24 protein-coding genes are annotated in these 25123 nt (G+C 65.3%); 8 read left to right on the top strand and 16 right to left on the bottom strand.

Going from position 1 to position 25123, the window contains the following annotated elements; translation table 11 throughout:
- Nucleotides 1–26: 26 nt before the first annotated feature.
- Nucleotides 27–851: a 3-hydroxybutyrate dehydrogenase gene (locus OC450_RS07125; protein ID WP_211382649.1), complete on the bottom strand. Its 825-nt coding sequence runs from the start codon at nucleotides 849–851 to the stop codon at nucleotides 27–29.
- Between the two features lie 204 nt (nucleotides 852–1055).
- Between OC450_RS07125 and OC450_RS07120 the strand changes: the two genes are divergently transcribed.
- The gene (locus OC450_RS07120; protein ID WP_262047527.1) at nucleotides 1056–1943 is read left to right on the top strand and encodes a LysR family transcriptional regulator; all 888 of its coding nucleotides are present in this window, start codon (nucleotides 1056–1058) and stop codon (nucleotides 1941–1943) included.
- Nucleotides 1944–2028: 85 nt separating this feature from the next.
- Here the strand turns inward: OC450_RS07120 and OC450_RS07115 are convergent, their stop codons facing one another.
- A complete protein-coding gene (locus OC450_RS07115) occupies nucleotides 2029–2745 on the bottom strand; it encodes a peroxiredoxin-like family protein (RefSeq protein WP_256806471.1) in 717 nt (238 codons plus the stop codon).
- Nucleotides 2746–3069: 324 nt separating this feature from the next.
- Here OC450_RS07115 and OC450_RS07110 point away from each other — a divergent pair, with 324 nt between their 5' ends.
- Together OC450_RS07110 and OC450_RS07105 are read left to right on the top strand one after the other, a co-directional pair.
- Nucleotides 3070–3489, top strand: coding sequence for a cupin domain-containing protein (locus OC450_RS07110; RefSeq protein WP_410050505.1), 420 nt, complete (start codon nucleotides 3070–3072; stop codon nucleotides 3487–3489).
- A gap of 104 nt (nucleotides 3490–3593) precedes the next feature.
- Complete coding sequence (locus OC450_RS07105) at nucleotides 3594–4796, top strand: MFS transporter (RefSeq protein WP_262047525.1); 1203 nt, start codon at nucleotides 3594–3596, stop codon at nucleotides 4794–4796.
- Here the strand turns inward: OC450_RS07105 and ccoS are convergent.
- From ccoS to OC450_RS07055, 10 genes are all read right to left on the bottom strand, one after another.
- Nucleotides 4793–4960, bottom strand: coding sequence for a cbb3-type cytochrome oxidase assembly protein CcoS (ccoS, locus tag OC450_RS07100; protein ID WP_008550618.1), 168 nt, complete (start codon nucleotides 4958–4960; stop codon nucleotides 4793–4795). The two genes, OC450_RS07105 and ccoS, sit on opposite strands and share 4 nt — an antisense overlap.
- On the bottom strand, nucleotides 4960–7149 hold the full coding sequence (locus OC450_RS07095) for a cation-translocating P-type ATPase (protein WP_211382644.1): 2190 nt from the start codon (nucleotides 7147–7149) through the stop codon (nucleotides 4960–4962). The genes ccoS and OC450_RS07095 overlap by 1 nt, the downstream gene beginning before the upstream one ends.
- 11 nt (nucleotides 7150–7160) lie before the next feature.
- On the bottom strand, nucleotides 7161–7646 hold the full coding sequence (locus OC450_RS07090; RefSeq protein ID WP_211382643.1) for a FixH family protein: 486 nt from the start codon (nucleotides 7644–7646) through the stop codon (nucleotides 7161–7163).
- A gap of 15 nt (nucleotides 7647–7661) precedes the next feature.
- A complete protein-coding gene (ccoG, locus tag OC450_RS07085; protein WP_211382642.1) occupies nucleotides 7662–9128 on the bottom strand; it encodes a cytochrome c oxidase accessory protein CcoG in 1467 nt (488 codons plus the stop codon).
- A 111-nt stretch (nucleotides 9129–9239) separates the two neighbouring features.
- Complete coding sequence (gene ccoP / locus OC450_RS07080; RefSeq protein WP_211382641.1) at nucleotides 9240–10115, bottom strand: cytochrome-c oxidase, cbb3-type subunit III; 876 nt, start codon at nucleotides 10113–10115, stop codon at nucleotides 9240–9242.
- 6 nt (nucleotides 10116–10121) lie between these two features.
- Nucleotides 10122–10286, bottom strand: a complete 165-nt coding sequence (locus tag OC450_RS07075; RefSeq protein WP_211382640.1) for a cbb3-type cytochrome oxidase subunit 3 — start codon at nucleotides 10284–10286, stop codon at nucleotides 10122–10124.
- A gap of 13 nt (nucleotides 10287–10299) precedes the next feature.
- A complete protein-coding gene (ccoO, locus tag OC450_RS07070; RefSeq protein ID WP_211382639.1) occupies nucleotides 10300–11034 on the bottom strand; it encodes a cytochrome-c oxidase, cbb3-type subunit II in 735 nt (244 codons plus the stop codon).
- Between the two features lie 10 nt (nucleotides 11035–11044).
- The gene (ccoN, locus tag OC450_RS07065) at nucleotides 11045–12694 is read right to left on the bottom strand and encodes a cytochrome-c oxidase, cbb3-type subunit I (RefSeq protein WP_262047524.1); all 1650 of its coding nucleotides are present in this window, start codon (nucleotides 12692–12694) and stop codon (nucleotides 11045–11047) included.
- A 210-nt stretch (nucleotides 12695–12904) separates the two neighbouring features.
- Nucleotides 12905–13330, bottom strand: a complete 426-nt coding sequence (locus tag OC450_RS07060) for an HPP family protein (protein ID WP_211382637.1) — start codon at nucleotides 13328–13330, stop codon at nucleotides 12905–12907.
- Between the two features lie 33 nt (nucleotides 13331–13363).
- Nucleotides 13364–14197 carry a universal stress protein gene (locus OC450_RS07055; protein ID WP_262047523.1) on the bottom strand — a complete coding sequence of 278 codons (834 nt, stop codon included), beginning with the start codon at nucleotides 14195–14197 and terminating at the stop codon, nucleotides 13364–13366.
- 208 nt (nucleotides 14198–14405) lie between these two features.
- Between OC450_RS07055 and fixL the strand changes: the two genes are divergently transcribed.
- The 4 genes from fixL (at nucleotide 14406) to OC450_RS07035 (ending at nucleotide 17806) form a co-directional block, all read left to right on the top strand.
- Entirely contained in the window at nucleotides 14406–15923 is a 1518-nt protein-coding gene (fixL, locus tag OC450_RS07050) for a sensor protein FixL (protein ID WP_256806486.1), read from the top strand.
- A 3-nt stretch (nucleotides 15924–15926) separates the two neighbouring features.
- Nucleotides 15927–16544, top strand: a complete 618-nt coding sequence (gene fixJ / locus OC450_RS07045) for a response regulator FixJ (RefSeq protein WP_211382634.1) — start codon at nucleotides 15927–15929, stop codon at nucleotides 16542–16544.
- Nucleotides 16545–16587: 43 nt separating this feature from the next.
- The gene (locus OC450_RS07040) at nucleotides 16588–17004 is read left to right on the top strand and encodes a response regulator transcription factor (RefSeq protein WP_211382633.1); all 417 of its coding nucleotides are present in this window, start codon (nucleotides 16588–16590) and stop codon (nucleotides 17002–17004) included.
- Nucleotides 17005–17107: 103 nt separating this feature from the next.
- Complete coding sequence (locus tag OC450_RS07035) at nucleotides 17108–17806, top strand: helix-turn-helix domain-containing protein (protein WP_211382632.1); 699 nt, start codon at nucleotides 17108–17110, stop codon at nucleotides 17804–17806.
- Between the two features lie 39 nt (nucleotides 17807–17845).
- On the opposite strand, the gene OC450_RS07030 is transcribed toward OC450_RS07035, so the two are convergent.
- Genes OC450_RS07030 through OC450_RS07015 form a run of 4 tightly spaced genes read right to left on the bottom strand, consistent with a single transcriptional unit; the run spans nucleotide 17846 to nucleotide 23745 of the window.
- On the bottom strand, nucleotides 17846–19162 hold the full coding sequence (locus OC450_RS07030) for an MFS transporter (RefSeq protein WP_211382631.1): 1317 nt from the start codon (nucleotides 19160–19162) through the stop codon (nucleotides 17846–17848).
- Nucleotides 19163–19185: 23 nt separating this feature from the next.
- Nucleotides 19186–19698 (bottom strand): PRC-barrel domain-containing protein, encoded by a 513-nt coding sequence (locus OC450_RS07025; protein WP_256806492.1) that lies wholly within the window; start codon nucleotides 19696–19698, stop codon nucleotides 19186–19188.
- A gap of 22 nt (nucleotides 19699–19720) precedes the next feature.
- Nucleotides 19721–21925, bottom strand: a complete 2205-nt coding sequence (locus OC450_RS07020) for an amylo-alpha-1,6-glucosidase (protein ID WP_211382629.1) — start codon at nucleotides 21923–21925, stop codon at nucleotides 19721–19723.
- A gap of 56 nt (nucleotides 21926–21981) precedes the next feature.
- Complete coding sequence (locus OC450_RS07015) at nucleotides 21982–23745, bottom strand: ABC transporter ATP-binding protein (protein WP_256806495.1); 1764 nt, start codon at nucleotides 23743–23745, stop codon at nucleotides 21982–21984.
- Between the two features lie 270 nt (nucleotides 23746–24015).
- On the opposite strand from OC450_RS07015, the gene OC450_RS07010 reads away from it, so the two are divergent.
- Nucleotides 24016–25086 (top strand): glycosyltransferase family 4 protein, encoded by a 1071-nt coding sequence (locus OC450_RS07010; RefSeq protein ID WP_211382627.1) that lies wholly within the window; start codon nucleotides 24016–24018, stop codon nucleotides 25084–25086.
- Nucleotides 25087–25123: the final 37 nt, after the last annotated feature.

Here is a 25123-nt window from a genome sequence, read left to right as displayed (position 1 = left end):
GCCTGCCCAGGCTACCGCGGCTCATGCTAATGCGCCGTCCAGCCGCCGTCGACCGGCAGTGCGATTCCCGTGATCGAGCCGGCCGCATCGGTCGACAGGAATACAGAGAGCGCGCCGAGCTCCTCGACCGTGGCAAAACGCTTGTTCGGCTGCTGGGCGAGCAAGACGTCGCGGATGACCTGATCGTGCGAGATGCCGTGCGCCCTGGCCTGCCCGTCGATCTGCGCCTCGACCAGCGGCGTGTAGACGTAGCCGGGACAGATCGCGTTGCAGGTGATGCCTTGCTCGGCGGTCTCCAGCGCCGTGACCTTCGTCAGGCCGACGATGCCGTGCTTGGCCGTGACGTAGGCCGCCTTGAACGGCGAGCCGACCAGGCCATGCGCCGAGGCGATGTTGATGATCCGGCCAAAGCCGTTCTCGCGCATCGCGGGTAGTGCGAGCCGCGTGGTGTGGAACGCCGATGACAGGTTGATTGCGAGGATCTGGTCCCATTTCTCGACCGGAAATTGGTCGAGCGGCGCGATATGCTGAATGCCGGCGTTGTTGACCAGGATATCGAGCCGGCCGGACTCGGCGATCGTGGCCGCCATCATCTCGGCAATCGACCTCGGCCTCGTCATGTCCGCCGACGAATAGCTCGCCCTGACACCGAATTCGGCGGCGATCTGCTCGCGCGTCCGGCCGATCTCGGCCGCGACACCGAGGCCGTTCAACACGATATCGGCACCGGCTGCGGCCAGCGCTCTGGCGATGCCAAGTCCGATGCCGCTGGTCGAACCCGTGACAAGCGCCACCTTGCCGGCCAGAGCACGTGCGAGGTCGGACGTCTGCAGTTTCACCGGGATGTTCATGGCAAGATCCTCCGTTGGCGATCGCCCAAGACGATGGCCCAAAGCGATGGCAAGTCCGGGCTTCCGCAGAACTCTGGAGGACCGCCGGCTCGAACGGAAATACCGGCTGGCTTCCGAAACCATACGCGCGCGCTATCGCGGGCGGGATGTCTTTCCCCGGCCCGATCGGCTAGATTTGCGGCCGGTCTTGCTCGGAGCCGATCCATGGAAATGCACCAGGTCCGCTATTTCCTCGCGGTGGCGCAGCTGTTGAACTTCACGCGCGCCGCCGAGGAATGCAACGTGACGCAACCGTCGCTGACACGCGCGATCAAGCAGCTCGAGGCCGAGCTCGGCGGCGACCTGTTCCGTCGCGAGCGGCCGGCGTCTCAATTGACCGAACTCGGCCAGCGTATGCACCCGCTGCTGAAGCAGTGCTATGACGCCGCTGCCGGCGCGCGCTCGCTCGCCTCCTCGTTCAAGGGCGGCGAGATCGGCGCACTGCGCATCGCACTGGCGCATTCGATCGATCTGGCCCTGCTCATTCCCCATCTCAGCGAGATCAAGCGGCAGTTCAACCGGCTCGAATTGCGCTTCCTGCGCGGAACGAGCCGCGAGGTCGCCGATCTCCTGAAGAAAGGTGAAGCCGAGCTCGGCATCGCCGCCGAGATCGATGAATCCTGGGATCGGCTCGACGTCTGGCCGCTGTTCACCGAGGCTTTCGAGCTCGTCGTGAGCAAGGAGCATCGGCTCGCGGAGCGCGACACAATCGAGCTGGACGATCTGCACGCGGAACAATTTCTCAGCCGAACCTTCTGCGAGCATTCGCGGCGCATCTCCGCGAGCCTGCGAGAGCACGGCATTGACGTCGAACAGGGCCACGAGATTTCAAGCGAGCACGACCTGATCGAGCTCGTGGAAGCCGATATCGGCATCGCCATGATGCCGCGCACCTCGCCTGTGCCGGAGAGCCTGAAACGCACCGCAGTCACCGGGCTGGACGCGCGCCGCACGGTCAGTCTCTACGGCGTCGCCGGCCGGCAACGTACGGCGGTGGCCAATGCCGTGATGCGGATGCTGCGTGGTGCGGACTGGCGGGCGATCGCGGGGTAGCTGGTAGAACGATCGCTGCTCTTCTTCCTTCCTCCCCCTGTGGGAGGGGGGGGGAAGAACATGCCGCGCCATCAAACCTTCAGGCTCAGTTCTCCCGACTCGCGCTCTCCAGCGCCGCGAGGAGATCATCGATCTCCATGCGCTTGCGAAAATCGGGATCGACGAAGCGGGCTTTCACGATCCCGTCGCGACCGACCACGAACACGGCCGGAATCGGCAGCATCCAGCCGTCATTGCCGTGGAATTTATTCATGTCCTGATAGGACAACAGGCCCTGGATCTCGGTGCCGAGCCAGATCGCGAGATCCAGCGACAGCGCATAGCCGTTGTCGAGATCGGTCAGGATCGGAAATGGCGCACCCGCTTCCGCCTTGAGCTGCCCGGTGAATTCCTGCGTCTCCGGCATGACTGCGACGATCCGCGCACCCATGGCCTCGATGCGATCCAGCGCCTGGACCACCGCGCGGACATTGAGCCGGCAATAAGGACACCAATGGCCGCGGAAGAACATCACGGCGACCGGGCCGCTCTCCAGCAGCGCAGGCAGCGTGACGAGATGTCCGCTTTCGTCCGGCAGCATGAATGGCGGCATCGCATCGCCCGGGAGCGGCGCCGTCGCGCCGCCGCCGTTCTCGCCCAGTCGCGCTACCAAGCGATCGACAGCCTCGCCATAGGCCGGAAAGACCTCGCGGCTGGCATCGGCGTAGGCGCGGAGCTGTTCGTTCAGCGTACCATCCATGTCGCGGCAGCGCTGGAAGGCGAGCTTGAGCCGTTCGGCATCCGCTGGTGAGAGTGAGGTCATCTTCCGCTCCGGCAGCAGGAGTTCGCATTATTTTTGCGTTCGCCCCTTCCCGCAAGGGGGCATCCACCATCCGAGCGCGAATCTTCGTCGAGGGGCAATACCGATACCCAATCAGTTCGATAGCTGCGGCCTATCGCGCCGCGATAGCGCGGGGCTATCGCATCGAGAGCAAGAGGGCATTTCAGCACAAGGGCTGCTTCGACGAAGCTGATGCCATCGCCGGCGACCAGCGGGGTCACGGCCAACAAAGGAGACCTCCCCGTGTTCAAGCATCCCATCGCATCGCGCGTGATCTGTTCCGGCATCGTGCTTGCCGGAGCCCTCATGGTTTCGGCGCAACCGGCGTCCGCCGGCGAGTGTCCGGCCGACAAGGTCAAGCCGAACGCGCAACAGATGGTCGACTACAAGCCCGTCGGCGTCACCGACGTCACGCTCGGTGCCATCGACCTCGGCAAGCAACCGGCGCATATCGAAGGCCGCGAGTTGCGCTTCCGCAAGCTGACGATCGCGCCCGGCGGCATCGTGCCCTGGCACAGCCATGACGACCGCCCTGCCCTGATCTTCGTGCAGCAGGGCGAGATCGTCGAACACGCCTCCAACTGCATCGATCCGATCGTGCACAAGGCCGGCGACCTCCGCCCTGAAATCCACGGCACCTCGCACTGGTGGAAGAACCTCGGCAAGGAGACGGTCATTCTCTATGTCGGCGACGTCCGCAAGGATCCGCACGACCACAACATGTGACGAGCGCCTCAGGCCCCAGCGCGTTCGTTACAGGATGTGGCGTCCGAAATCCCCATGCCATCCGGCATGCCGGGCGCCACATCCCCCACCGGAGATGCTACGCCATGACCGATCTGTCCGTACGGATGAAGCCGATCAGGATACCGATGGACGCGCATTCGCCGGGGCTCGCGCTTCGCTCGCTCGTGATCGGCTTGACCGCCTTCCTGACCGTCGTCGACCTGTTCGCGACCCAGGCGATCCTGCCCTCGCTGACCCGTCATTACGGGGTCACGCCGGCAGCGATGGGCTTTGCCGTCAACGCCAGCACCTTCGGCATGGCCGTCGCGAGCCTCGTCGTCGGCTTCTTCAGTCCGCGCATCAACCGGCGGACCGGCATCCTGCTCAGCCTCCTGTTTCTGGCGATCCCTACCGGCCTGCTGGCGACCGCTCCCAATCTTGCCGTCTTTACCGCTCTGCGCGTCGCGCAGGGCCTTTGCATGGCGTCCGCCTTCGCGCTCACGCTCGCATATCTCGGCGAACAATGCAGCGCCATGGACGCCGGCGGCGCTTTTGCCGCCTATATCACCGGAAACGTCGCGAGCAACCTGATCGGCCGGCTGATCTCGGCGGCGGTCGCCGACGGTCTGGGCCTCGCCTGGAATTTCTATTTCTTTGCAGCCCTCAATCTCGCCGGCGCCGTGCTGGTCTATTTCACCATCAAGCACGTTCAACCGATGCACACGATGATGCCGGCGGGATCACCGCCCCCCGCCATGATCGCGCATTGGCGAAATCCGCGGCTGCGCGCCGCCTTCGGCATCGGCTTCTGCATCCTGTTGGCCTTCATCGGCACCTTCACTTTCGTCAACTTCGTGCTGGTCCGGCCGCCGCTGTCGCTCGGCATGATGGACCTCGGCCTGGTCTATTTCGTCTTCCTGCCGTCGGTCGTCACGACGTTGCTGGCCGGCAAGGTGGCGGCACGCCTGGGAACGCGGCCGACGATCTGGGGCTCGCTGGCCGTTGCTGGATTAGGCCTGCCGCTGCTGCTGGCGCCGCATCTGGGCGAAGTGCTCGCCGGCATGATCCTGGTCGGAATCGGCACCTTCTTCGCGCAGGCAGTCGCCACCGGGTTCGTCGGACAGGCTGCGGCCGACAATCGCGGCGTCGCCAGCGGCACCTATCTGGCGTGCTATTTCTGTGGCGGGCTTGTCGGCACGGCCGTGCTCGGACGCCTGTTCGACGCCCTCGGCTGGCATGCGTGCGTCACCGGAATCGGCGCAGCTCTCGCGGCCGCCGCCCTGCTCACATTCGCGTTGAAGCGCTAACGCTTGGCCGGAGCTTCCTGAGGCGGCTCGTCGTCGGCGATGGCGCGCCAGGCGGCGCCGTCGAGATCATCGTACTGGCCGCTCCGGAGCGACCAGAGGAAGGCGACGAGACCGGCACCACCGAGCATCAGCGCCAGCGGGACCAGGATGACCAGGATCTCCATCACACGACCTCCCGAGAGGCGCTGCGCGCCCGCAGCGAATTCAGCATGACCAGGATCGACGATCCGCTCATGGCGGCAGCCGCGATCAGGGGCGTCACGATTCCGCTGATCGCGACCGGCACCGCAAGGACGTTGTAGCCGATCGCAAGCCAGAGATTTTGCCGCATCAGGTGCCGCGCTCTGCGCGCGGAATCGATGGCGGCGACGACCGGCGCCAGCGGCCGGCCGAGGAAGACGAGATCGGCGGTCGCCTGGCTCAAATGCGCGGCCGAAATCGGCGACATCGAGACGTGCGCCGCCGCAAGCGACGGAGCGTCATTCATGCCGTCACCGACCATCAGCACCTTTGCGCCTCGCTGCTTCAGTTCCTCGATCCGCGCGATCTTGTCGGCCGGCGTGACGCCGGCGCGCCATTCCGGAATGCCGAGCGCGTGGGCCGCCGCCGTCACCGCGGGCTCACGGTCACCGGAGAGAATCTCGATGCCGAGATTGCGCATCTTCAACGCCGCGATCACGGCATGCGCATCCGGGCGCAGACCTTGACGCACCGAAAGCACGAATTTTTCAGCCCCCTTGCTGAAGGCCACGATGGAGGCTTCGGGATCGAGCGTGGCGCGGCCGATCAACGCCTCCGCGCCGCAGAAGGAAGGCCGGCCGAGACGGATCTCGACGCCGTCCACAGTCGCGCGCACGCCCTGCCCGGCCTCTTCGACAGCGCCGACGATCGGCGATTTCGCGTCGGCGGCCTGCGCGACCGCGGCGGCGACCGGATGATGGCTCGACAGCGCGAGGCGGCCGGCGAGATCGAAGATGGCGGCGGGAATGTCGGCCGCATTAGTGACCTCGAGCTCCGGCAGCGTCAGCGTGCCCGTCTTGTCGAAGATGACGTGGTCGGCTTCGGCGAGGCGCTCGATGGCATCGCCGGAATTGAGCAGCACGCCCGCCTTGAACATTGCGCCCGAGGCGACCGTCTGCACGGTCGGGATCGCAAGGCCGAGCGCACAGGGACAGGTGATGATCAGCACGGCCACGCCGGTAACGATCGCATCGTGCCAGCCGGCGCCCGCGATGACCCAGCCGAGGATGGTGATGAGCGCGGTGGCGTGCACCACGGGCGCGTAGAGCCGCGAGGCGCGGTCGGCGAGACGCATGTAGCGCGAGCGCGCCTGCAGCGCGTTGTCGAGCAGTCGGGTGATCTCGGCCAGCAGCGTCGCTTCGGAGGCCGCCGAAACGCGCACCCGCAGTGTGCCGGAGATGTTCATGGAGCCCGCATAGACCGGCGTGCCCTGCCCGGCCGTGACATAGAGCGTCTCGCCGGTGATCAGGCTCTGGTCGATTTCGGAGCGTCCCTCGATCACGGTGCCGTCGACCGCGCAGCGCTCGCCGGGCCGCAGCAGCACGATGTCGCCGGGATGGATCGCCGCCACCGGCACCTGCGATATTTCATCGGGGCCGACGAACTTGGCCGCGGTTTCGGCCTTGAGTGCCGCGAGATTGCCGGCGACCGCGCGGGTCCGCCGCCGCATGTTCTGGTCAAGGACGCGGCCCACCAGCAGGAACGTGAGCAGCATGATCGCCGCGTCGAAATAAGCGTGTTCGGCGTGGTGAATGGTCTCCACCACGGACATGCCGAGCGCAAGGCACACCCCGATCGAGATCGGCACGTCCATGTTGGTGGTCTTGTGCGACAGCGCGCGCCAGGCCGAGCGGAAGAACGGCTGTCCGGCATAGGCCGCCGCCGGCAGCGCGATCAGCGCCGACAGCCAGTGGAAGAAATCGCGCTGCTCGGGCAGCATGTCGCCGGCGCTGCCCGACCACACCGGGATCGACAGCATCATCACGTTCATGGTGGCGAACGCGGCGACACCGAGGCAGCGCAGCAGGAAGCGGGATTCGGCGACCTCCGTCGCTTCCGCGCTCTCGGTCTCGTAGGGGTAGGCCTTGTAGCCGAGCTCTTCGAGCCGATCGATAAAGCGGGCGGGATCGAGCGTGCCCGCCTTCCATTCCAGCGCGACGCGGCGATTGGTGAGGTTCACACGCGCCAGGGTGACATCGGGGATGGCTGACAGCCCGCGTTCGATCTTGGCCATGCAGCCGGCGCAGTGCACGCCCTCGACCGCGAGGTCGATGTGCTGGACGCCTTCGCCCGCGGTCCGGACGTAATGCGAGAAATCCCGCGTGACGTGCATGACGGAGTCCTTCAGTTCAGGATCACGCGATTGCGCGACAGGAACACGCGGGTCCCCCGCGCCTCGCCCTCGATCACCAGATCCCACTGGCCCGGCGCAACCGACGCGGCATTGCCGCGATAGATGCCGATGCCGGACTCCGACAACTCGACCGCGAGATCGGCGCGCTTGTCAGTCGGCCGCTCCAGGCGGCCGCCGAATTTCAACCCAGCGATCGGCTGGCCGGCGGCATCGCGCGCCTCGACCTGTAGAACGGCGCCGCCATCGTTACGGCGCTCGATATGGGCGTTGACCTTCCATTTGCGTGAATCCTGGTCATGCGCCGCCGAAATCTCGCTGTCGTAGGCGAGGCTCGCGGCATAGGGGCTGTCGACGTCGGTGCCGGGCAGCGTCGCGATCGCCAGCTTCATCATGGTGACGTTGACGCCGATCACTACTCCGAAGAAGGCGACCAGCATCAGGAACACCTTGGTTCCGGTCAGCGGCTTGGAGGCCATGGTAGTCTCCTGATCCTAGGGCGAGACGAAATTGTCGGTGGCGGACGCGGCTTCGCCGAGCCCGATGTCGGTGACGTGGAAACGGACCGGAATCGACTTCTCCGGATTGCCCTCTGCAGGCGCGGTCACCAGCAGTCGCAGCTCGCTGGTGGAATCGCGGGGGATCACGATCATCGGCCGGTCCGGCGTTACGGAATCGACGCCGACGACGTGAATGGTCAAGTTGGCCGGACCGTTCGCGTCGATCGCAACGACGCGGTCATAGCCGCTCTTGTTGAGGAGCCGCACCGTGTAGGCGTTGCGGATCGAGCCGTCGCTGAGCCTGACCGCGACCGGGTTGCGGTCGTGCAACACGTTGACGTCGAGCAGGCTGCGGGTCGCGAGCGTGTAGATCATGAAACCGCCGATGGCTGCGATGATCGCGCTGTAGACAACGGTTCGAGCGCGCACGATCTTGTAGACCGGCGCCTTGCCGTCCTGGCGGCGCTGGATGTTGATGTCGTTGTCGTAGCCGATCAGCCGCTTCGGCCGGCCGATCTTGGTCATGACGTTGTCGCAGGCGTCGATGCAGAGCCCGCACTGGATGCATTCGAGTTGTGGCCCGTTGCGGATGTCGATGCCGGTCGGGCAGACCGCGACGCATTGATAGCAGTCGACGCAGTCGCCGACCTGCTGACCGAGCGCGCGCAGTTCGGCCGCCTTCTTGACCGAGGTGCGCTTCTCGCCGCGGTCGTAGCGATAGGTGACGTTCAGCGCCCATTCGTCGGTCAGGGCCGCCTGGATGCGCGGCCACGGGCACATGTAGGTGCAGACCTGCTCGCGCATGAAGCCGGCGAGCACGTAGGTCGTCGCGGTGAGGATGCCGATCCAGATATAGGCGATCATCGGCGCCTGGAAGGTGACGAGCTCCTTCACCAGCGTCGGCGCATCGTTGAAATAGAGCACCCAGGCGCCGCCGGTCCACCACGCGATCAGCAGCCAGATCGAATGCTTGAGCACGATCTCGGAGATGCGCTCGAGCCTCATCGGGTCGGACGACTTGTCCTTCTTCATCCGCTCGCGCCGATCGCCCTCGATCAGGCGCTCGACGGCATAGAACAAATCGGTCCACACCGTCTGCGGGCAGAGATAGCCGCACCAGATGCGGCCGCCGACCGAGTTCATCAGGAACAGCGCCACCGCGGCGACGATCAGCAGCCCGGTGAAGTAGTAGACCTCCTGCGGCCATAGCTCGATGAAGAAGAAATAGAAGCGGCTGTTGGGAAGGTCGATCAGCACCGCCTGGCTGGGAGCACCGAGGCCGCGATTCCAGCGCACGAAGGGCAGGAAGTAGTAGACGCCGAGGCAGAACGCCATCAGGCCCCATTTGATCCGGCGGAAGGTGCCGGAGATGCTCTGGGGATAGACCTTCTTCCGGGCTGCGTAGAGCGGCCCGTTGTCGTCTTCCAATGTGAGGTCGTTCGGATTCACGGTCTTGTTCATCGCCTGGTGCTTTTCGAAAAGGTGCGATTGAACCTAGACCCGGCGCGCGCGCGTCAGTTGATCCAGCTCAAGCGGGGGCGCTTTTGTTCGCCCCCGCCTGCCGCCGGCAGGCTATTTTCCACCGCCCAGCGAGTGGACGTAAACTGCCATCGCCTTGATGGTGGCGGGATCGAGCCGCCCTTCCCAGGCCGGCATGACGCCGGCGCGGCCCTGGCTGATCGTCTCGATCAGGGTCGCCTCGTCCGAGCCGTACAGCCAGATCTTGTCGGTCAGATCGGGTGCGCCCATCTCCTGGTTGCCCTTGCCGCCGTCGCCGTGGCAGGCGACGCAATTCTCCGCAAAGATTTTCTGCCCCTTGGCGGGGTCGAAGCCGTTGCGGGTCGACAGGCCCGACAGCGAGCGCACGTAATTGGCGGCGGTGACGATCTCGTCGCCCTTCAGCACGCCATCCTTGCCGAAGGCGAGCATCTGGCCCTCATGCGCCTTGGCGTGGCCGGAACGCGCGCCGAACTGGATGGTCTGCATGATCTGGTCGAGCGTGCCGCCCCACAGCCAGTCGTCGTCGTTGAGGTTCGGGAAGCCCTTCGCGCCGGCGCCGCCCGAGCCGTGGCACGGCGCGCAATTGTCGCCGAACACGGTCTTGCCCTTGGCGCGCGCAAGCGCCAGCAAGGCCGGATCCTTCTCGATGTCGGCGAGCGAGGCCGCGCCCAGCGCCACCATCTTGTCACCCCGGATCTTGTCGAGATTGGCGAGCTCGACCGCGACGTCGGCTCGGGACGAGTATCCGAACATGCCCGTGGTATTGCTGGAGATCAGGGGCCAGGCCGGATAGACGACCCAGTAGGCGATCGCCCAGACGATGGTGAGGTAGAAGGTGATCACCCACCAGCGCGGCAGCGGCGTGTTGAGCTCCTTGATGCCGTCCCACTCATGTCCGGTGGTGGACTTGCCGGTGACGGAATCGATGTCGCTATGATGATCGGTCATGATCTCTTACTCCTCCCGCAACGGCAGGCGCGCCGCTTCGTCGAAAGCAGCCTTGTTGCGAGGCCAAAGTGCGTAGGCGACGATCGCGAGAAAGATCGCGACGAACACCGGCGTCCAGATCGTGGTCACGAGACCGGACGCGAGATTGTCGAGTGTCAGGATGGCTTTCATCGGTGATGCCTTCTCAGCGAAGATTGGCTTTCTCGTTGTAGATCTTGAAGTCGACCAGCGTGCCGAGCATCTGCAGATAGGCGATCAGCGCGTCCATCTCGGTCGGGGTGCCGGCCTTGCCGTCGAAATTGCGCACGACGGCCTTGGCATAACGCTTGCTGAAGGCGTCGCTGCCGGAATTGTCCGGATCGGCCTGGGCCTTCAGATCGGCGCCTGCGCTCGCGATCTGGTCGTCGGTGTAAGGTACACCGACGGTCCGCAGCGTGCGCATGTGGTCGGCGATGGTGTCGGGATCGACCTCGGTCTTGCCCAGGAACGGGTAGCCAGGCATCACCGATTGCGGCACGATCGCGCGCGGATTGGTCAGATGGGTCACGTGCCAGTCGTCGGAATATTTGGCGCCGACGCGGGCAAGGTCGGGACCGGTCCGCTTCGAGCCCCACTGGAACGGGTGGTCGTACATGCTCTCGGCGGCGAGCGAGAAGTGGCCGTAGCGCTCGACCTCGTCGCGCAAGGGGCGGATCATCTGCGAGTGGCAGAGATAGCAGCCTTCGCGGACGTAGATGTTGCGCCCGGCGAGCTCCAGCGGCGTATACGGCCTGACGCCGTCGACCGCCTCGATCGTGCTCTTGAGGTAGAACAGCGGGGTGATCTCGACGAGACCGCCGATCGCGATCACCAGCAGGATGCCCACGACCAGGATGATCGAGTTCTTTTCGAAGATTTGGTGGCGTGTCCAGAACGACATGGAGAACTCCTCATTCCGCCGGCTGAAGCGCGACGGGCATCTGGACTTCCGCCTCGCCGACGCGAACGGTCATCCAGAGATTGTAGGCCATGATCAGCGCGCCGATCAGGAACAGCCCGCCGCCGGCGGCGCGGATGATGTAGAAGGGATGCATCGCCTCGACGGTCTCGATGAAGGAATATTCGAGGAAGCCGAGCGAGGTGTAGGCGCGCCACATCAGGCCCTGGAGGATGCCGGACACCCACATCGCGGAGATGTAGAGAACGATGCCGAGCGTGGCGATCCAGAAGTGCCAGTTGACGAGCTTGAGGCTGTAGAGACCCTTGCGATTCCAGATCCAGGGCACGAGGCAGTAGAGCGCGCCGAAGGAGACGAAGCCGACCCAGCCGAGCGCGCCGGAATGCACGTGGCCGATGGTCCAGTCGGTGTAGTGGCTGAGCGAGTTGACCACCTTGATCGACATCATCGGGCCTTCGAAGGTCGACATGCCGTAGAACGCGACGGAGACCACGAGCATGCGCAGCACGGGATCGGTGCGCAGCTTGTCCCAGGCACCGGACAGCGTCATCAGGCCGTTGATCATGCCGCCCCAGGAGGGCATCCACAGCATGATCGAGAAGGTCATGCCGAGCGTCTGCGTCCAGTCCGGCAGCGCGGTGTAGTGCAGATGGTGCGGACCTGCCCAGATGTAGAGGAAGATCAGCGCCCAGAAATGGATGATCGACAGCCGGTAGGAATAGATCGGCCGCTCCGCGCGCTTCGGAATGAAGTAGTACATGATGGCGAGGAAGCCGGCGGTCAGGAAGAATCCGACCGCGTTGTGGCCGTACCACCACTGGAACATGGCGTCCTGAATTCCGCCCCAGGCGACGTAGGATTTCGAGCCGAACACCGAAACCGGGAGCGCCGGGTTGTTGCCGAGATGCAGGACCGCGATCGTCACGATGAAGGCGAGATAGAACCAGTTCGCGACGAAGATGTGCGGCTCCTTGCGCTTGATGATCGTGGCGAGGAAGACCAGCAGATAGGCGACCCAGACGATGGTCAGCCACAGGTCGGCATACCATTCCGGCTCGGCATATTCCTTGGACTGGGTGACGCCGAGCAGATAGCCGGTGCCCGCGATCAGGATGAAGAAGTTGTAGCCGACCACGACGAACCAGGGCGCGAGATCGCCGGCAAGGCGTACGCGGCAGGACTTCTGCACGACATAGAAGGACGTCGCGATCAGCACGTTGCCGCCGAAGGCGAAGATCACCGCGGAGGTGTGCAGCGGTCGCAGCCGGCCGAAGCTGGTCCATGGCAGGTCGAAGTTCAGTGCGGGCCACGCCAGCTGCGAGGCGATGATGAGGCCGACGAGGAAGCCGGCGATGCCCCAGAACATCGCCATCACGGAGGAGAACTTGATCGGTCCCATGTTGTAATTGGGCCGGCCGTTGATCTCCGCCGGCGGCAGCGCCGCGGGACGATCGAAGTAGCGGTTGACGATGACGAACACCGCGGCCAAGCTCGCGGCCGCGCCGAGCGCGGCGTGGAAGGCGAAGGGCGCATCGAGCGCCTTGGCCGAGGCGATCACGCAGAGGAAGGCGGTGACCGCGAACAGCGCCGCCAGGCCGCTTTCACCTGACGTCATGGACTTGGAGATGGAGGGCTGGCTCATGTGGATTCTCTTTCGAAAGAACACGGGCCAGAAACCACATTCACCCTCGCGGGGAATTGATTGAAATCAAGCTAGATGGATTTCTGTTAATGTGAGGCGCTTGCGCATCAAAGAGCGATATCAATCGCTTATGCTCTGCGGCGCGCGCGACGACGGCTCGCTCCCGTGAAACCACGGGAGCCCCGAATCGCAGGAATCAAAGGCAGGGCGTCAGTCGCGTGCAGTTGCCTTGAGCGCCGCGATGACGTCCTCGCGGGCGATGATTCCGACCAGCTTCTGTGCGCCGTCGAGCACGATGATGCTCCTGATGCGGTGCTCGACCATGATCTGGAGCACGCGCGTCAGCCGTGTGTCGGGGCTGACATAGATGAACTCGGGCGTCATGACGTCGCCGATCTTGCGGCTCATCAGGTCGTGATAGCGCGGCAGCATCTGGCTCGGCGTGAAGGCGAAGCATTTCAGGATGTCGAATTTGGTGACGATGCCGACCACCTGCCCGTCGTCCGCGACCGGATAGGAGTTGAAATCGTCGGCCTCGAACATCTCGCTGAGCGCGAGCAGATCCTGATCGCGCTTTACCGTCTTGACGTTGCGCGTCATGTAGCCGTCGACGGTCTCTTCAAGAAACTTGTACACGACCGGTCCTCCTCGAATCGCCCTTATGGGGGCCTAGTGCGACAGCAGCACGCTGCGGACGGATTGCGTGACCAGATACTCGGTGACCCCGCCAAGGATCAGTTCGCGAAAGCGCGAATGGCCATAAGCGCCTGCAACGATCAGGCCGGCGCCGACGTCGCTGGCGATTTTCTCCAGTTGTGCGGCGGCGGTTTCGCCTCCCACGGCATCCAGGGCGCGCGCGGTCGCGGTGACGCCGTGACGGGCGAGCCAGGCGGCGACATCGGTGACGCCGGCCATCACCGCCGAACGGTCATCGTCGCGCTCCGGAATCCCGGCGATAGTGACGTCTCTCGCCTTGCGCAGCATCGGCAGCGCGTCGACCACCGCCCGCCGCGCCTCCGGCGTGTCCTTCCACGCCACCAGCACGCTGCGCAGGTCGAGCCAGTTGGCCCGGTCGGGGACGACGAGAAGCGGGCGGCCGGCCTGCATCACCAGATCCTTGGGGCTTGCGAGGGCGAACGCGTCGGAGAAGGCCGGGCTCCGCCCGCCGCTGACGATGATGTCGGCGCAGCGGGCCTGCGCCAGGACGAATCGCGCCGGAAAATCCATGGCGCTGCGCCACTCGGCGTGCCCGCCGCGATTCTTTGTGGCGGCGCGGAATTGCGCCTCCAGACCGTCAAGCCGCCGCTTGACGGAGGCTTCGCCCTCGTCGATGAGCGCTTGCGCCTCGACGCCGTCGGCGAAATAGAGCGGCGGTGCGAACTGCGCCGCGGCGACGCCGATGATGGCTGCCTCGAATCGTTCGGCGAGTTCGCCGGCGGCCTGAAGGCGCGCCTCGTTGGACTGATCGAGCGCCAGGCTGACCATCACGGTCGCATATGTCATCGGGATTCTCCGGGGCGATGGGCTTTCGTGAGACTGTAGGCCTGTCGCCGCTCCGCAGAATGAGATAGATCAAACGTGCCGGGCACGGCACCGCGGGGGCATCCGCCGATGGAATAAGACGTCCGAACTTGCCTCCGGCCCGGCCTTGGGCGACATTGCATCGGCGGTAGCGGCATCCGGGCTACCGCACGAAGATGGGAGCAATCGCTTGTCGCCGACCCGTGTTACGCATCCGCAAGATGACGGTCGGGGCGAGCACTTCCGCGTTCGAATCGAAGGGTTCGGCGTCGGCACCTGGGATCTCGATCTCAAATCGATGGAATTGGAATGGTCCGAGACGTCCAGAGCCTTGCTGGGCGTCGAGCCGGGCCAGCCAGAGAGCTACCAGCTCTTGCTGTCACGGCTCGAGCCAAAGGATCGCGAGCGCGTCGAGGATGCGATCCGGCGCGTCTCCGAACGCGGCGGCGGCTTTGACGTCTCCTTCCGGATCGCCGGAGCGTCCGGCAAGGGACAATGGATCAGGGCGCGTGCCGGCTTGATCCGCGATGATGCCGGCGCCGCGCGTCATCTCAGCGGAATCTTTCTCGACATCGGCGAGGAGAAGCAGGTCGAGGAGACGCTGCGCACGCGCGAGAGCCACCTGCGCTCCATCCTCCACACCATTCCAGATGCCATGATCGTCATCGACGGCCACGGCGTCATGCAGCTGTTCAGCACGGCCGCGGAGCGCCTGTTCGGCTGGTCCGAGCACGAGGCGATCGGACAGAACGTCAGCATCCTGATGCCGGAGCCCGACCGCTCCCGGCATGACGGCTACATCGCCCGCTATCGCAGCACCAGCGATCCGCACATCATCGGCATCGGCCGCATCGTGACCGGCAGGCGCCGCGACGGCACCACCTTTCCGATGCACCTGTCGATTGGCGAAATGCAGTCCGGCGGCGAGCCCTATTTCACCGGTTTCGTCCGCGACCTCACCGAGCACCAGCAGACCCAGGCGCGGCTCCAGGAGCTGCAATCCGAGCTGGTCCATGTCTCGCGGCTGACCGCGATGGGCGAAATGGCTTCCGCGCTCGCCCACGAGCTCAACCAGCCGCTGGCCGCGATCAGCAATTACATGAAGGGATCGCGGCGCCTCCTGGCCGGCAGCATCGACCCGAACACGCCGAAGATCGAGAGCGCGCTGGACCGCGCGGCGGAGCAGGCCTTGCGCGCCGGCCAGATCATCCGGCGCCTGCGCGACTTCGTCTCCCGCGGCGAATCCGAGAAGCGGGTCGAGAGCCTGTCCAAGCTGATCGAGGAAGCCGGCGCGCTCGGGCTCGCCGGCGCACGCGAGCAGAACGTGCAGCTCCGCTTCAGCCTCGATCCCGGCGCCGATCTCGTCCTCGCCGACCGGGTGCAGATCCAGCAGGTGCTGGTCAATCTGTTTCGCAACTCGCTGGAGGCGATGGCACAATCCGAGCGGCGCGAGCTCGTCGTCGCCAACTCGAGCGTCGCCGACGACATGATCGAGGTCGAGGTCTCCGACACCGGCTCCGGCTTCCACGGCGATGTCATTCCGAACCTGTTTCAGACCTTCTTCACCACCAAGGAAACCGGCATGGGCGTTGGACTGTCCATCAGCCGCTCGATCATCGAAGCTCACGGCGGCCGGATGTGGGCCGAGAGCAACGCGTCGGGCGGCGCAACATTCCGATTCACCTTGCCGGCAGCCGATGAGAGCTGATCAATGACGACCAAGGGACATGTCTACGTCATCGACGACGACGCGGCGATGCGGGATTCGCTGAACTTCCTGCTGGATTCCGCCGGCTTCGGCGTCACCCTGTTCGACGACGCCCAGGCCTTCCTCGATTCCCTGCCCGGCCTCGCCTTCGGCTGCATCGTCTCCGACGTGCGCATGCCGGGCCTCGATGGAATCGAGCTTCTGAAGCGCCTGAAGGCGCAATCGAGCCCGTTTCCCATCCTGATCATGACCGGTCATGGCGATGTGCCACTGGCGGTCGAGGCGATGAAGCTCGGTGCCGTCGACTTCCTGGAGAAGCCGTTCGAGGACGACCGTCTTCTCACCATGATCGAGGCCGCGATTCGCCAGGCCGAGCCTGCGGCCAAGAACGAGGCCGTCGCCCAGGATATCGCCGCCCGCGTCGCCTCCTTGAGTCCGCGGGAGCGCCAGGTCATGGAAGGTCTGATCGCGGGCCTCTCCAACAAGCTGATCGCCCGCGAATACGACATCAGTCCGCGCACCATCGAGGTCTACCGGGCCAACGTGATGACCAAGATGCAGGCCAACAGCCTCTCGGAACTGGTGCGGCTGGCCATGCGCGCCGGGATGCTGAACGATTGAGGCAAGTCAACTCGTTTCCCGCGCCCTGTGCTAGCCAAGCATCATGATTGAGATCAGCTCGCACCATGAGCGGTTGCCGTCCCCCACACAGCCCACGGTCTTTGTGGTCGATGACGACGCCGCCGTCTTGGGATCCCTGCGGTTCCTGCTGGAAACCGACGGCTTCGCCGTGCGGACCTTCAGGAGCGGCACGGCGCTGCTCAATGCCAGCGGCGCGCACGGAGCGGACTGCTACGTGATCGACTACAAGATGCCTGATATCAACGGGATCGAGCTCGCCGGCCGGCTGCGCCAGTCCGACGAGGGCACGCCCGTGATCCTGATCACCGGCTATCCCGACGGGAATATCTCGGTCCGGGCGGCAGCCGTGGGCGTCAAGGACGTGATTTTGAAGCCGCTTCTCGACGAAAACCTGGTCAAGCGCATCCGCCACGCCATCCAGGCCAGGCGCGGAAACTGACCTACGGGATTCTACGTAAGGCCCCCCCCTTAAGATATCTCGCGAAATTTTCGAAGCCCCCGATACCGCGTACCAAGGCGTCATCACAACGGAGATGGCGCAGATGCTGACCCAGACGCTCAACACCCAGGCGATCAACACCCAGATCGGTGGCAAGATTGCCCCCGCCCTTCCCGTCACCGACCAGTTCGGCGCAATCGCGGGCCATGTCGGCATCGTCGCCACCGAGTTCTCCTACCGCAAGGAAGAAGAGATCTACGGCGAGGACGAACCGGCCGAATATGTCTACCAGGTCGTGTCAGGCGCCGTGCGCAGCTACAAGCTCCTCTCCGACGGCCGCCGCCAGATCGGCGCCTTCCACCTTGCCGGCGACGTGTTCGGCCTCGAATCCGGCCCCACCCATCGCCTCGCTGCCGAGGCCATCATCGACACCAATGTGCGCCTCGTGAAGCGCGCGAGCCTGGAAAAGGCGGCCGGCACCGACGTTCAGGTCGCCCGCAAGCTATGGACCATGACCGCCGGCGAGCTTCGCCACGCCGAAGACCACATGCTGCTCCTGGGCCGCAAGACCGCAATGGAGCGCGTTGCCACCTTCCTGCTCGAAATGGACCGCCGCCTCGCGGTTGCCGGCATGATGGCGCTGCCGATGTGCCGCCGCGACATCGGCGACTATCTCGGCCTCACGCTGGAGACCGTGTCGCGCGCGCTGTCGCAGCTTCACGCCCAAGGGATTCTGGGTTTCTCCGGCGCCCGCCAGATCGTGCTTCGCAACCGCCAGCGCCTGCACCATCTCGACGCCTGACGTCTTCTTTCCCGTCCACTCATGGCCGGCTGACCTGGTTCAGCCGGCCATTTCCTTTTTTGCCGCGATCATGCCCATGCGCCGCGTCTCCGGCATCACGAGGAGGATCAGCAGGAGCCCGGCGCCAGCCACGCCGGCCAGCCCGATGAAGGCGGTGGCGTTGCCGAACTTGTCGCTGACATAGCCGCCGAGCGCCGTGCTCAGCGACGCGCCAATGCCCGTTGCCGTGCCGACGATACCCTGAGCGAGGTTGAAATGGCCGCTGCCGAAGGCGACGTCGGCCACGATCAGCGGGATCATCACCGCGAACACCGCTGCGGTGATGCCGTCGAACACCTGCACCAGCACCAGCAGATAGGGGTCGCGGACCGTCGCGAACAGCAGACCGCGAATCGCCAGCGCGGCGAATCCGATCAGCAGCAGCGGCCGGCGGCCCCAGGCTTGCGCCTTGCGCCCGACGGTCGGCGACAGCAGCGCCACGATGGCCTGCGGTACGACGATGCAAAAGGCGACGAGCACCGTCGCCCACTGGCTCGACCGCGCCGTCACGGCGCTCGCCATCAGCGGCATCATCGCGGCGTTCGCGAGCTGCAGCAGCAGAACGCTCAACGCAAAGACGATGAGCGGACGCTGCCGGATCAGGTGCCAGATATTGGTGTCGCCGGGAACCGGCGCTTCGCGCGGCAGTTCGCCGTGACAGCGCGCGATGTCGACTTCCTCTTCACGGATGCGCGACAGCGAGATCAGGGTCGGGATCGCAAGCAGGAAGGTGACCAGGAACACCGAGCGGCTCGACAGCAGATAGCCGGCCGTGCCCATCACCGCGGCGGCGACGCCGTTGCCGAGCGAGGCAAAGCGCGCATTGCGGCCGAGACGTTCGCCGATCGCGAACGGGCCGACCAGGCCGAGGCTGATCGCCGCGATTGCCGGTCCAAGCACGCAGCTTGCCGCCGCGTGCAGCGTTGCGGCCGCCACCACCACCGGAAAGATGGGCATCGCCGCATAGGCGAGCGCGCAGCAGCCGATGGTCGCGATGGCGAGGCCTGCGACCAGCCGCTCGGATTTCGCGGCATCGATGATCGCGCCGCCCGGCATCTGGCCGATCAGGGCGACGATGCCGCCGATCGACAGCACGAGGCCGATCTCGACCTGGGTCCATTTCTGGGTCGTCAGATAGACCGCGATGAAAGGCCCGAATCCGGTCTGGACGTCGGCGAGAAAGAAGATGAACCAGTCGAGGCCGCGCAGGCTCTGGCGCGACGGCGCCGGAATGCCCGCAGGCCGCGGTGCCGAAACGTTGTCCTGCTCAACGCGGCCCTCGCGATCTGCATGTTTGGGCTTCCCCGACAACAGCACCGGCCGCCATCCCTCCCCGTGCCTCACTGTATCGCTTGCAGCGGCTGCAGGCTGCCGGACGCGCCGAGCACCACCATCGGCGCGTCTTCCTTGTATTCCGGCGCGGCCGCGACCTGCGCCTTGGTCAATTCCAGCGTAATGCTGTCCTTCTTGTTGACGATCTTGCCGAACCGCATCGCGTTCCAGTCCACCACGATCTTGCGGCTGCCGACGCCGAGGAAGCCGCCGAAGTCGATCACGGCGGCGCGCACGTGCCCGCTCCGATCGACGATGACGTCGACGATGCGGCCCATGCCCTCATTCGCCGCGCTGAGCACGTCACGGCCAAGCACGCCGTGCGCGTCGCTCGCGCCGATGATCGTCACCGACGGCGGTGGCGCGGCATCCTTCGGCGTGACGGGCACCGATGAGGCCGGCGGCTGTACCGTCGGCGGCGCTTTCGCTTCGGTCGCGGGTGGCTCCTCCGCGGCCCGCGATACGGCGACCGTCAATCCCGCGACGATCGCCACGCTCAGGATCCAACTGCCCGTACGCATGCACCCTCCTCCCGGCGCGCCGCTAGCGCGCCAGCACGATCGAGACCTGGATCCGGCCGCGCGTGCGCAACACCTCGAGCGCCACGTCGTCGCCGTGGCGGCTGACGCGCAGATCCACGCTGGACTCGCCCAGACGCAGGTCGCGCAAGATCACCTCGTGCAGGAACGCCGGCAGATGCGGATTGCGCAGGCGAATCTCGCCGCGCGCCACATCGAACTCGATGCCCAGCGCCGCCTCCAGCAGCGTGAACGGCGTCGCGCTGGCCCAGGCCTGCGGCGCGCAGGCGACCGGATAGAGCGTCGGGCCACGCCGCTTTTCACGCCGGAAGCCGCAGAACAGTTCGGGCAACCGGCGCAGGTCCATGTAGGTCGCGGCATCGAACAGCCCCTTGAAGACATGCGCGACCGAATGCTTGAGCCCGTAGCGCGCAAGCCCGAGCGCGATCAGCGCGTTGTCGTGCGGCCAGATCGAGCCGTCATGATAGGACATCGGATTGTAGCGCACCTCGCCGACAGCGACGGTGCGGATGCCCCAGCCCGAGAAGAAATGCGGCCGCATCAAATCGGCGGCGACGAGGCGCGCACGGTCCTCGCTGACCATGCCGCTGAACAGGACCTGACCGGCATTCGAGGTCCGCACCTTGCAGGGCCGCTTCTTGCCATCGAGCGCGAGCGCGTAGGTACCGAGTTCCTCGCACCAGAACGCGGCCTCGAACCGCTCCGCCAGCGCCTTGGCCTCCGCCTCGAGCTTGCCGGCGAGATCGGGCTTGCCGAGCCACAGGGCGCAGCGCGCGGCGAGCTGCTTGGCGGCGAAGACGTACCCCTGCACCTCGGCCAGCGCGAGATTGCCCTCCGCAAGCTGGCCGTCGGCATGGAAGATCGCATCGAAGGAATCCTTCCAGCCCTGGTTGGCAAGCCCCTTTTCCGTGGCGCGCTGGTATTCGACGAAGCCATCCTTGTCAGGGTCGCCGGGACCGTCGATCCAGGCCAGCCCGGCCTCGATCGCCGGCCACAGCTCGGTCAGCGTCTTCTCGTCGCCGGTGCGTTCGAAATAGCTGCCGGCGAGCAGGACGAACAACGCGGTGGAATCCACGCTGCCGTAATATTGCGCGAACGGCACCTCGCGCAGCGCCGCCATCTCGCCGCCACGCATCTCGTGCAGAATCTTTCCGGGCGCGGCATCCGCGAGCGGATCGACCGCCTTCGCCTGGAAATGCGCGAGCCGCCGCAGCACGCCCTTGGCGATCCGCGGGTCGACCCACAGCATCTGCAACGCAGTGATCAGCCCGTCGCGGCCGAACGTCGTCGAGTACCAGGGAATCCCCGCATAGGGATAGCGCCCCTGCGGCGTCTCCGTCATCAGCATGTTGAGGTCGGCCATGGCCTGGCACAGCACCTCGTTGAAGATGTTGTTGGAGGTCTCGATGCTGGCCGCCCCCATCGTCGATTGCCGCATCTCGCGGCGATGGGCGAGCAACCCCCTGAAAAAGCGCGCCGGCTTCTCCGCGATCGGCCGGTTGCAGGAGACGGCGACGAACAGTGATTTCGACTGATGCGGGTCGAGTTCGAGCTGCCAGGTCGCGGCGTTCACCGACAGCTTGGTCGGGCGCGGGTCGAAGTGCAGGCCGGTGGTCCGCTCGGCGTCATCGAGACCGCGATAATCGAACAGCACGTCGGTCGGACCCAACAGCCGGCTCGAGCCGATGCCGCGGCGCGGACGGCGCTCGCCGCGGACCTCGAACAGATCGGCAAAGTCGTTGCCGAAAAGCAGCGTCAGCTCGAAGCTGGCGCACCGATCGCCATGGTTCTGCACGCCGATGCGCTGATAGGCCGTGCCGCGCCACAGGAAGATCGTGCGCACGATGTGCAGCAGGTCCTTCTGCAGCACCAGGCTGCCACCGCGGTAGATGTCGGGGTTAGTGAGATCGACGGTCAGCGCCGAATTGTCGTCGCGCAGGTTCGAGCCGAGTAGCAGCGGCTGGAGATCGTCGAGCACGAGCTCGAGCCTCGCCAGGTAGCGCGTGTCCTGGTTGAAAAGGCCGTCCGGCCCGCCCGCGGACGCGCCGATGTCGCCGTGGCTGTCGAGCACGATGAACGTATCGTCATGCTTGAGCGAGCGCCGCGGTCGCGCCGATGGCCCCGTCATCGGAATATAGAAAGGCTGCTCGGCGACCTGTTCCGAGGTCCGGGTCACCGAGACGAGTTGTGTTACGGCTTCGGCCGCCATGGGCTGCTCCCCTGCGCTTGTTTCAAGACGCAAACGACTCGAACGCGACTGTCGATTTACGCGGCCGCTTGCGCGAGCCGGCTCATTTCCTGCGTGACCAGCTCACGATAGGGCCCGTGGCCCTGCATCAGACGCTCGGGCGAGCCGTCCTCGATGATCTTACCACCCTTCAGCACGACCACGCGGTCGAAATTCCGCAGCGTTGCCAGCCGATGCGCGATCGCGATCACGGTCCGCCCGCGCATCAGGCGCGACAGCGCCTCGCGAATGGCTTCCTCCGATTCGCTGTCGAGAGCGGCGGTCGCCTCGTCCAGCAGCAGGATCGGCGCGTCCTTGAGGAAGGCGCGTGCGATCGCGATACGCTGGCGCTGGCCGCCGGACACCTTGACTCCGCGGTCGCCGACCATGGTGTCGAGGCCTTCCGGCAGGCTGTCGATGAAGTCGCAGCGCGCCGCGATCGCCGCGCGCAGCACCTCGTCGTCGGTCGCATTGGGCCTGCCGTAGCGGATGTTCTCGCGGATCGAACGATGGAACAAGGAGATGTCCTGCGGCACCACGGAGATGGCATCCCGCAGGCTGAGCTGGGTCACCATGGAAATGTCCTGGCCGTCGACGGTGACACTGCCCTCGTCGACGTCGTAGAAGCGCTGCAGCAGGGTGAACAGCGTAGACTTGCCGCCGCCGGACTGGCCGACCAGGCCGACACGCTGGCCGGGCTGCAGCCGCAGGCTGAACCGTTCGAAGATCTTCTCGCCGCCGGGATAGCCGAAGGTGACGTTGTTGAACGCGATCGCGGCGCCGTTCTTGACCAACGGCTCTGCCTCGGGATGATCGCGCAGCTCATGCGGCACGAGCAGCGTCGCGATCGCCTCGGTCAGGCGCGCGACATGCTGGGTGACATCGACCAGCGCCACGGCGAGGTCGCGCGTCGCACTGAGGATCGAAATCCCGAGCGTACAGACCAGCACGACGTCGCCTGTGGTCGCCTCGCCCTGTTGCCAGAGCGTGACCGCCCACGCCATCAAGGCGACGGTCAGCAGCACGGTCACGGCGGCATGCAGCAGGCGCAGCTTCTCCAGATAACGCAGACTGCGGCTTCGCGCCGTAAGTTCCCGGTTCACAGTGGCGTCAAACCGCTCGTGCTCATGGCGGATGCCGCAGAAGGCGCGGACCAGAGGCATGTTGCTGATGACGTCGATCATCTCGCCGTCGACGACAGCGGCCTTGTCGGCGAAGTCGTCGTGGAGCGGCTTGCCGGCCGCGGCGAGACGGAACATGGCGGCCACCATGCCGCCCGCGATCACGATCAGGCCAAGCGCCATGTAGGGACTGACGGTTCCAATCAAGCCGATCGCCGCAACTGTGGCAATGCACGGCGGCAACACATTCCAGACGAACATGTTCTCGACCGTGAACACGGCATTGGATGTGGCCGTAATGCGGCTGGTCAGCATGCCCGGCATCCGGTCCGAGAAATAGCTCGGCGCATGCCCGGTCAGATGACGAAATATGTCACGACGCAAATCGCCCGTGACCCGAACGAAGGTAAAGCTCGCTGTCCAGCTCGCGATCCGCCAGAGGAAGTTGTCCGCGGCGATCAGCGACATGAGCAGAATGAATGCCAGCCATACGCTGCCACCATGCGATGGTCCCGCCGACAGAGCATCGACCAGTGATTTGACGCCATATTGCGTGCCCACGGAGCAGGCGACGGCTGCAACGACAGCGGTCAGGATAACCAGGTGTGAGGCCAGACGTCGCCGCAGATAGCGCAAGACAAAGGCAAATGGCCTGCGCGCGTATCCAGAAAGATGATCCATGTGACTGCAACCCCGTCGCGATGATTCCAATTGTTCTTAACTGTCGACCGAACATCGACCGCTTCGCCTCGGTTCCCGGGCAAGACCATCACGACATGCGGATGCGGACGATGTGAGAAGAGCTGATGGCATCATCGCGACCACGCCGCAGTGTGTCGAAGAAGTAACGTTCGCCAAGAGGAACTTCGCACATGCGAGAACGTTCCACTCTTGGCATGCCGGTGCCGAGGCTGGGGTTTCAATGATCATGATCGCAGAGGAGATCGCGAAATGCGCATCGCGCAGGTAGCTCCGTTGACGGAGGCTGTTCCACCCAAGCTCTATGGCGGCACCGAACGGGTGGTGCACTGGTTGACGGAAGAGCTGGTGGCCCTTGGACACGACGTGACGCTGTTCGCCAGCGGCGATTCGCAGACATCGGCGAAGCTGGATGCAACCTGGCCGCGGGCGCTTCGCCTCGACGGTTCCGTGCGCGATCCCAATGCGCTGCATATGGTGATGCTGGAGCGGGTGCGGCAGAAATGTGACGACGAGGAGTTCGACTTCCTCCACTTCCACCTCGATTACTATCCGTGGTCAATGTTCTACCGGCAGCCGACGCCGTTCCTGACGACGCTGCACGGCCGGCTCGATCTGCCGGAGCACCAGCCGGTCTTCAAAACCTTCTCGAAGGTCCCCGTCATCTCGATTTCCAACGCGCAGCGGCGGCCGGTACCGCAGGCGAATTGGGTGAGGACGATCCATCACGGCCTGCCGGAGAATCTGCTGACGCCGAAGCCCGCCAAGCAGGAATACCTCGCCGTGCTCGGCCGTATCGCGCCGGAAAAGGGCGTCGACCGCGCCATCAAGATCGCGACCCATTGCGGCATTCCGCTGAAGATCGCGGCCAAGGTCGATCGTGCCGACCAGGATTATTATGACGAGCTGATCCGGCCGATGATCGAGAATAATCCGCTGGTGGATTTCATCGGCGAGATCGGCGATCACGAGAAGTCCGACTTCCTGAGCGGCGCGCTCGGACTTCTGCTGCCGATCGACTGGCCGGAACCGTTTGGCCTGGTGATGATCGAAGCCATGGCCTGCGGAACGCCGGTGGTCGCCTTCAACCGCGGCTCGGTGCCCGAGATCATCGACGAGGGGCTGACCGGCTTCGTCGTCGAGGACGTCCTCAGCGCGGCCGGCGTCGTCGGCCGCCTCGCGCAACTCGACCGCTCCGCCATTCGCAAGCAGTTCGAGACGCGCTTCACGGCACGGCGCATGGCGCTCGACTATCTCGCGGCCTATCGCAGCCTGGCCGAGCAACAGGCGCCGCGGATCAAGCTGGTGAGCAGCGCCGAGTAGCGACAACTCCTATGGTAGACGTCATGGCCGGGCTCGC

Origin of the sequence: Bradyrhizobium sp. Bra78, from assembly GCF_024519855.1 — a bacterium.
GTDB lineage: Bacteria > Pseudomonadota > Alphaproteobacteria > Rhizobiales > Xanthobacteraceae > Bradyrhizobium > Bradyrhizobium japonicum_G.
Note: the sequence above shows the minus strand (reverse complement) of the source record. Positions and strands in the feature narration are given on the sequence as shown.

Coding starts and splice junctions, on each gene's coding strand:
- OC450_RS07125 (WP_211382649.1), bottom strand. CDS start 851: ATGAACATCCCGGTGAAACTGCAGACGTCCGACCTCGCACGTGCTCTG.
- ccoP (WP_211382641.1), bottom strand. CDS start 10,115: ATGACCGATCATCATAGCGACATCGATTCCGTCACCGGCAAGTCCACC.
- OC450_RS07055 (WP_262047523.1), bottom strand. CDS start 14,197: ATGACATATGCGACCGTGATGGTCAGCCTGGCGCTCGATCAGTCCAAC.
- OC450_RS07010 (WP_211382627.1), top strand. CDS start 24,016: ATGCGCATCGCGCAGGTAGCTCCGTTGACGGAGGCTGTTCCACCCAAG.
- OC450_RS07095 (WP_211382644.1), bottom strand. CDS start 7,149: ATGCACGTCACGCGGGATTTCTCGCATTACGTCCGGACCGCGGGCGAA.
- fixJ (WP_211382634.1), top strand. CDS start 15,927: ATGACGACCAAGGGACATGTCTACGTCATCGACGACGACGCGGCGATG.
- OC450_RS07035 (WP_211382632.1), top strand. CDS start 17,108: ATGCTGACCCAGACGCTCAACACCCAGGCGATCAACACCCAGATCGGT.
- OC450_RS07115 (WP_256806471.1), bottom strand. CDS start 2,745: ATGACCTCACTCTCACCAGCGGATGCCGAACGGCTCAAGCTCGCCTTC.
- OC450_RS07040 (WP_211382633.1), top strand. CDS start 16,588: ATGATTGAGATCAGCTCGCACCATGAGCGGTTGCCGTCCCCCACACAG.
- ccoN (WP_262047524.1), bottom strand. CDS start 12,694: ATGAGCCAGCCCTCCATCTCCAAGTCCATGACGTCAGGTGAAAGCGGC.
- OC450_RS07110 (WP_410050505.1), top strand. CDS start 3,070: ATGGTTTCGGCGCAACCGGCGTCCGCCGGCGAGTGTCCGGCCGACAAG.
- ccoG (WP_211382642.1), bottom strand. CDS start 9,128: ATGAACAAGACCGTGAATCCGAACGACCTCACATTGGAAGACGACAAC.
- OC450_RS07090 (WP_211382643.1), bottom strand. CDS start 7,646: ATGGCCTCCAAGCCGCTGACCGGAACCAAGGTGTTCCTGATGCTGGTC.
- OC450_RS07025 (WP_256806492.1), bottom strand. CDS start 19,698: ATGCGTACGGGCAGTTGGATCCTGAGCGTGGCGATCGTCGCGGGATTG.
- OC450_RS07020 (WP_211382629.1), bottom strand. CDS start 21,925: ATGGCGGCCGAAGCCGTAACACAACTCGTCTCGGTGACCCGGACCTCG.
- OC450_RS07105 (WP_262047525.1), top strand. CDS start 3,594: ATGACCGATCTGTCCGTACGGATGAAGCCGATCAGGATACCGATGGAC.
- ccoO (WP_211382639.1), bottom strand. CDS start 11,034: ATGTCGTTCTGGACACGCCACCAAATCTTCGAAAAGAACTCGATCATC.
- OC450_RS07120 (WP_262047527.1), top strand. CDS start 1,056: ATGGAAATGCACCAGGTCCGCTATTTCCTCGCGGTGGCGCAGCTGTTG.
- ccoS (WP_008550618.1), bottom strand. CDS start 4,960: ATGGAGATCCTGGTCATCCTGGTCCCGCTGGCGCTGATGCTCGGTGGT.
- OC450_RS07075 (WP_211382640.1), bottom strand. CDS start 10,286: ATGAAAGCCATCCTGACACTCGACAATCTCGCGTCCGGTCTCGTGACC.
- OC450_RS07015 (WP_256806495.1), bottom strand. CDS start 23,745: ATGGATCATCTTTCTGGATACGCGCGCAGGCCATTTGCCTTTGTCTTG.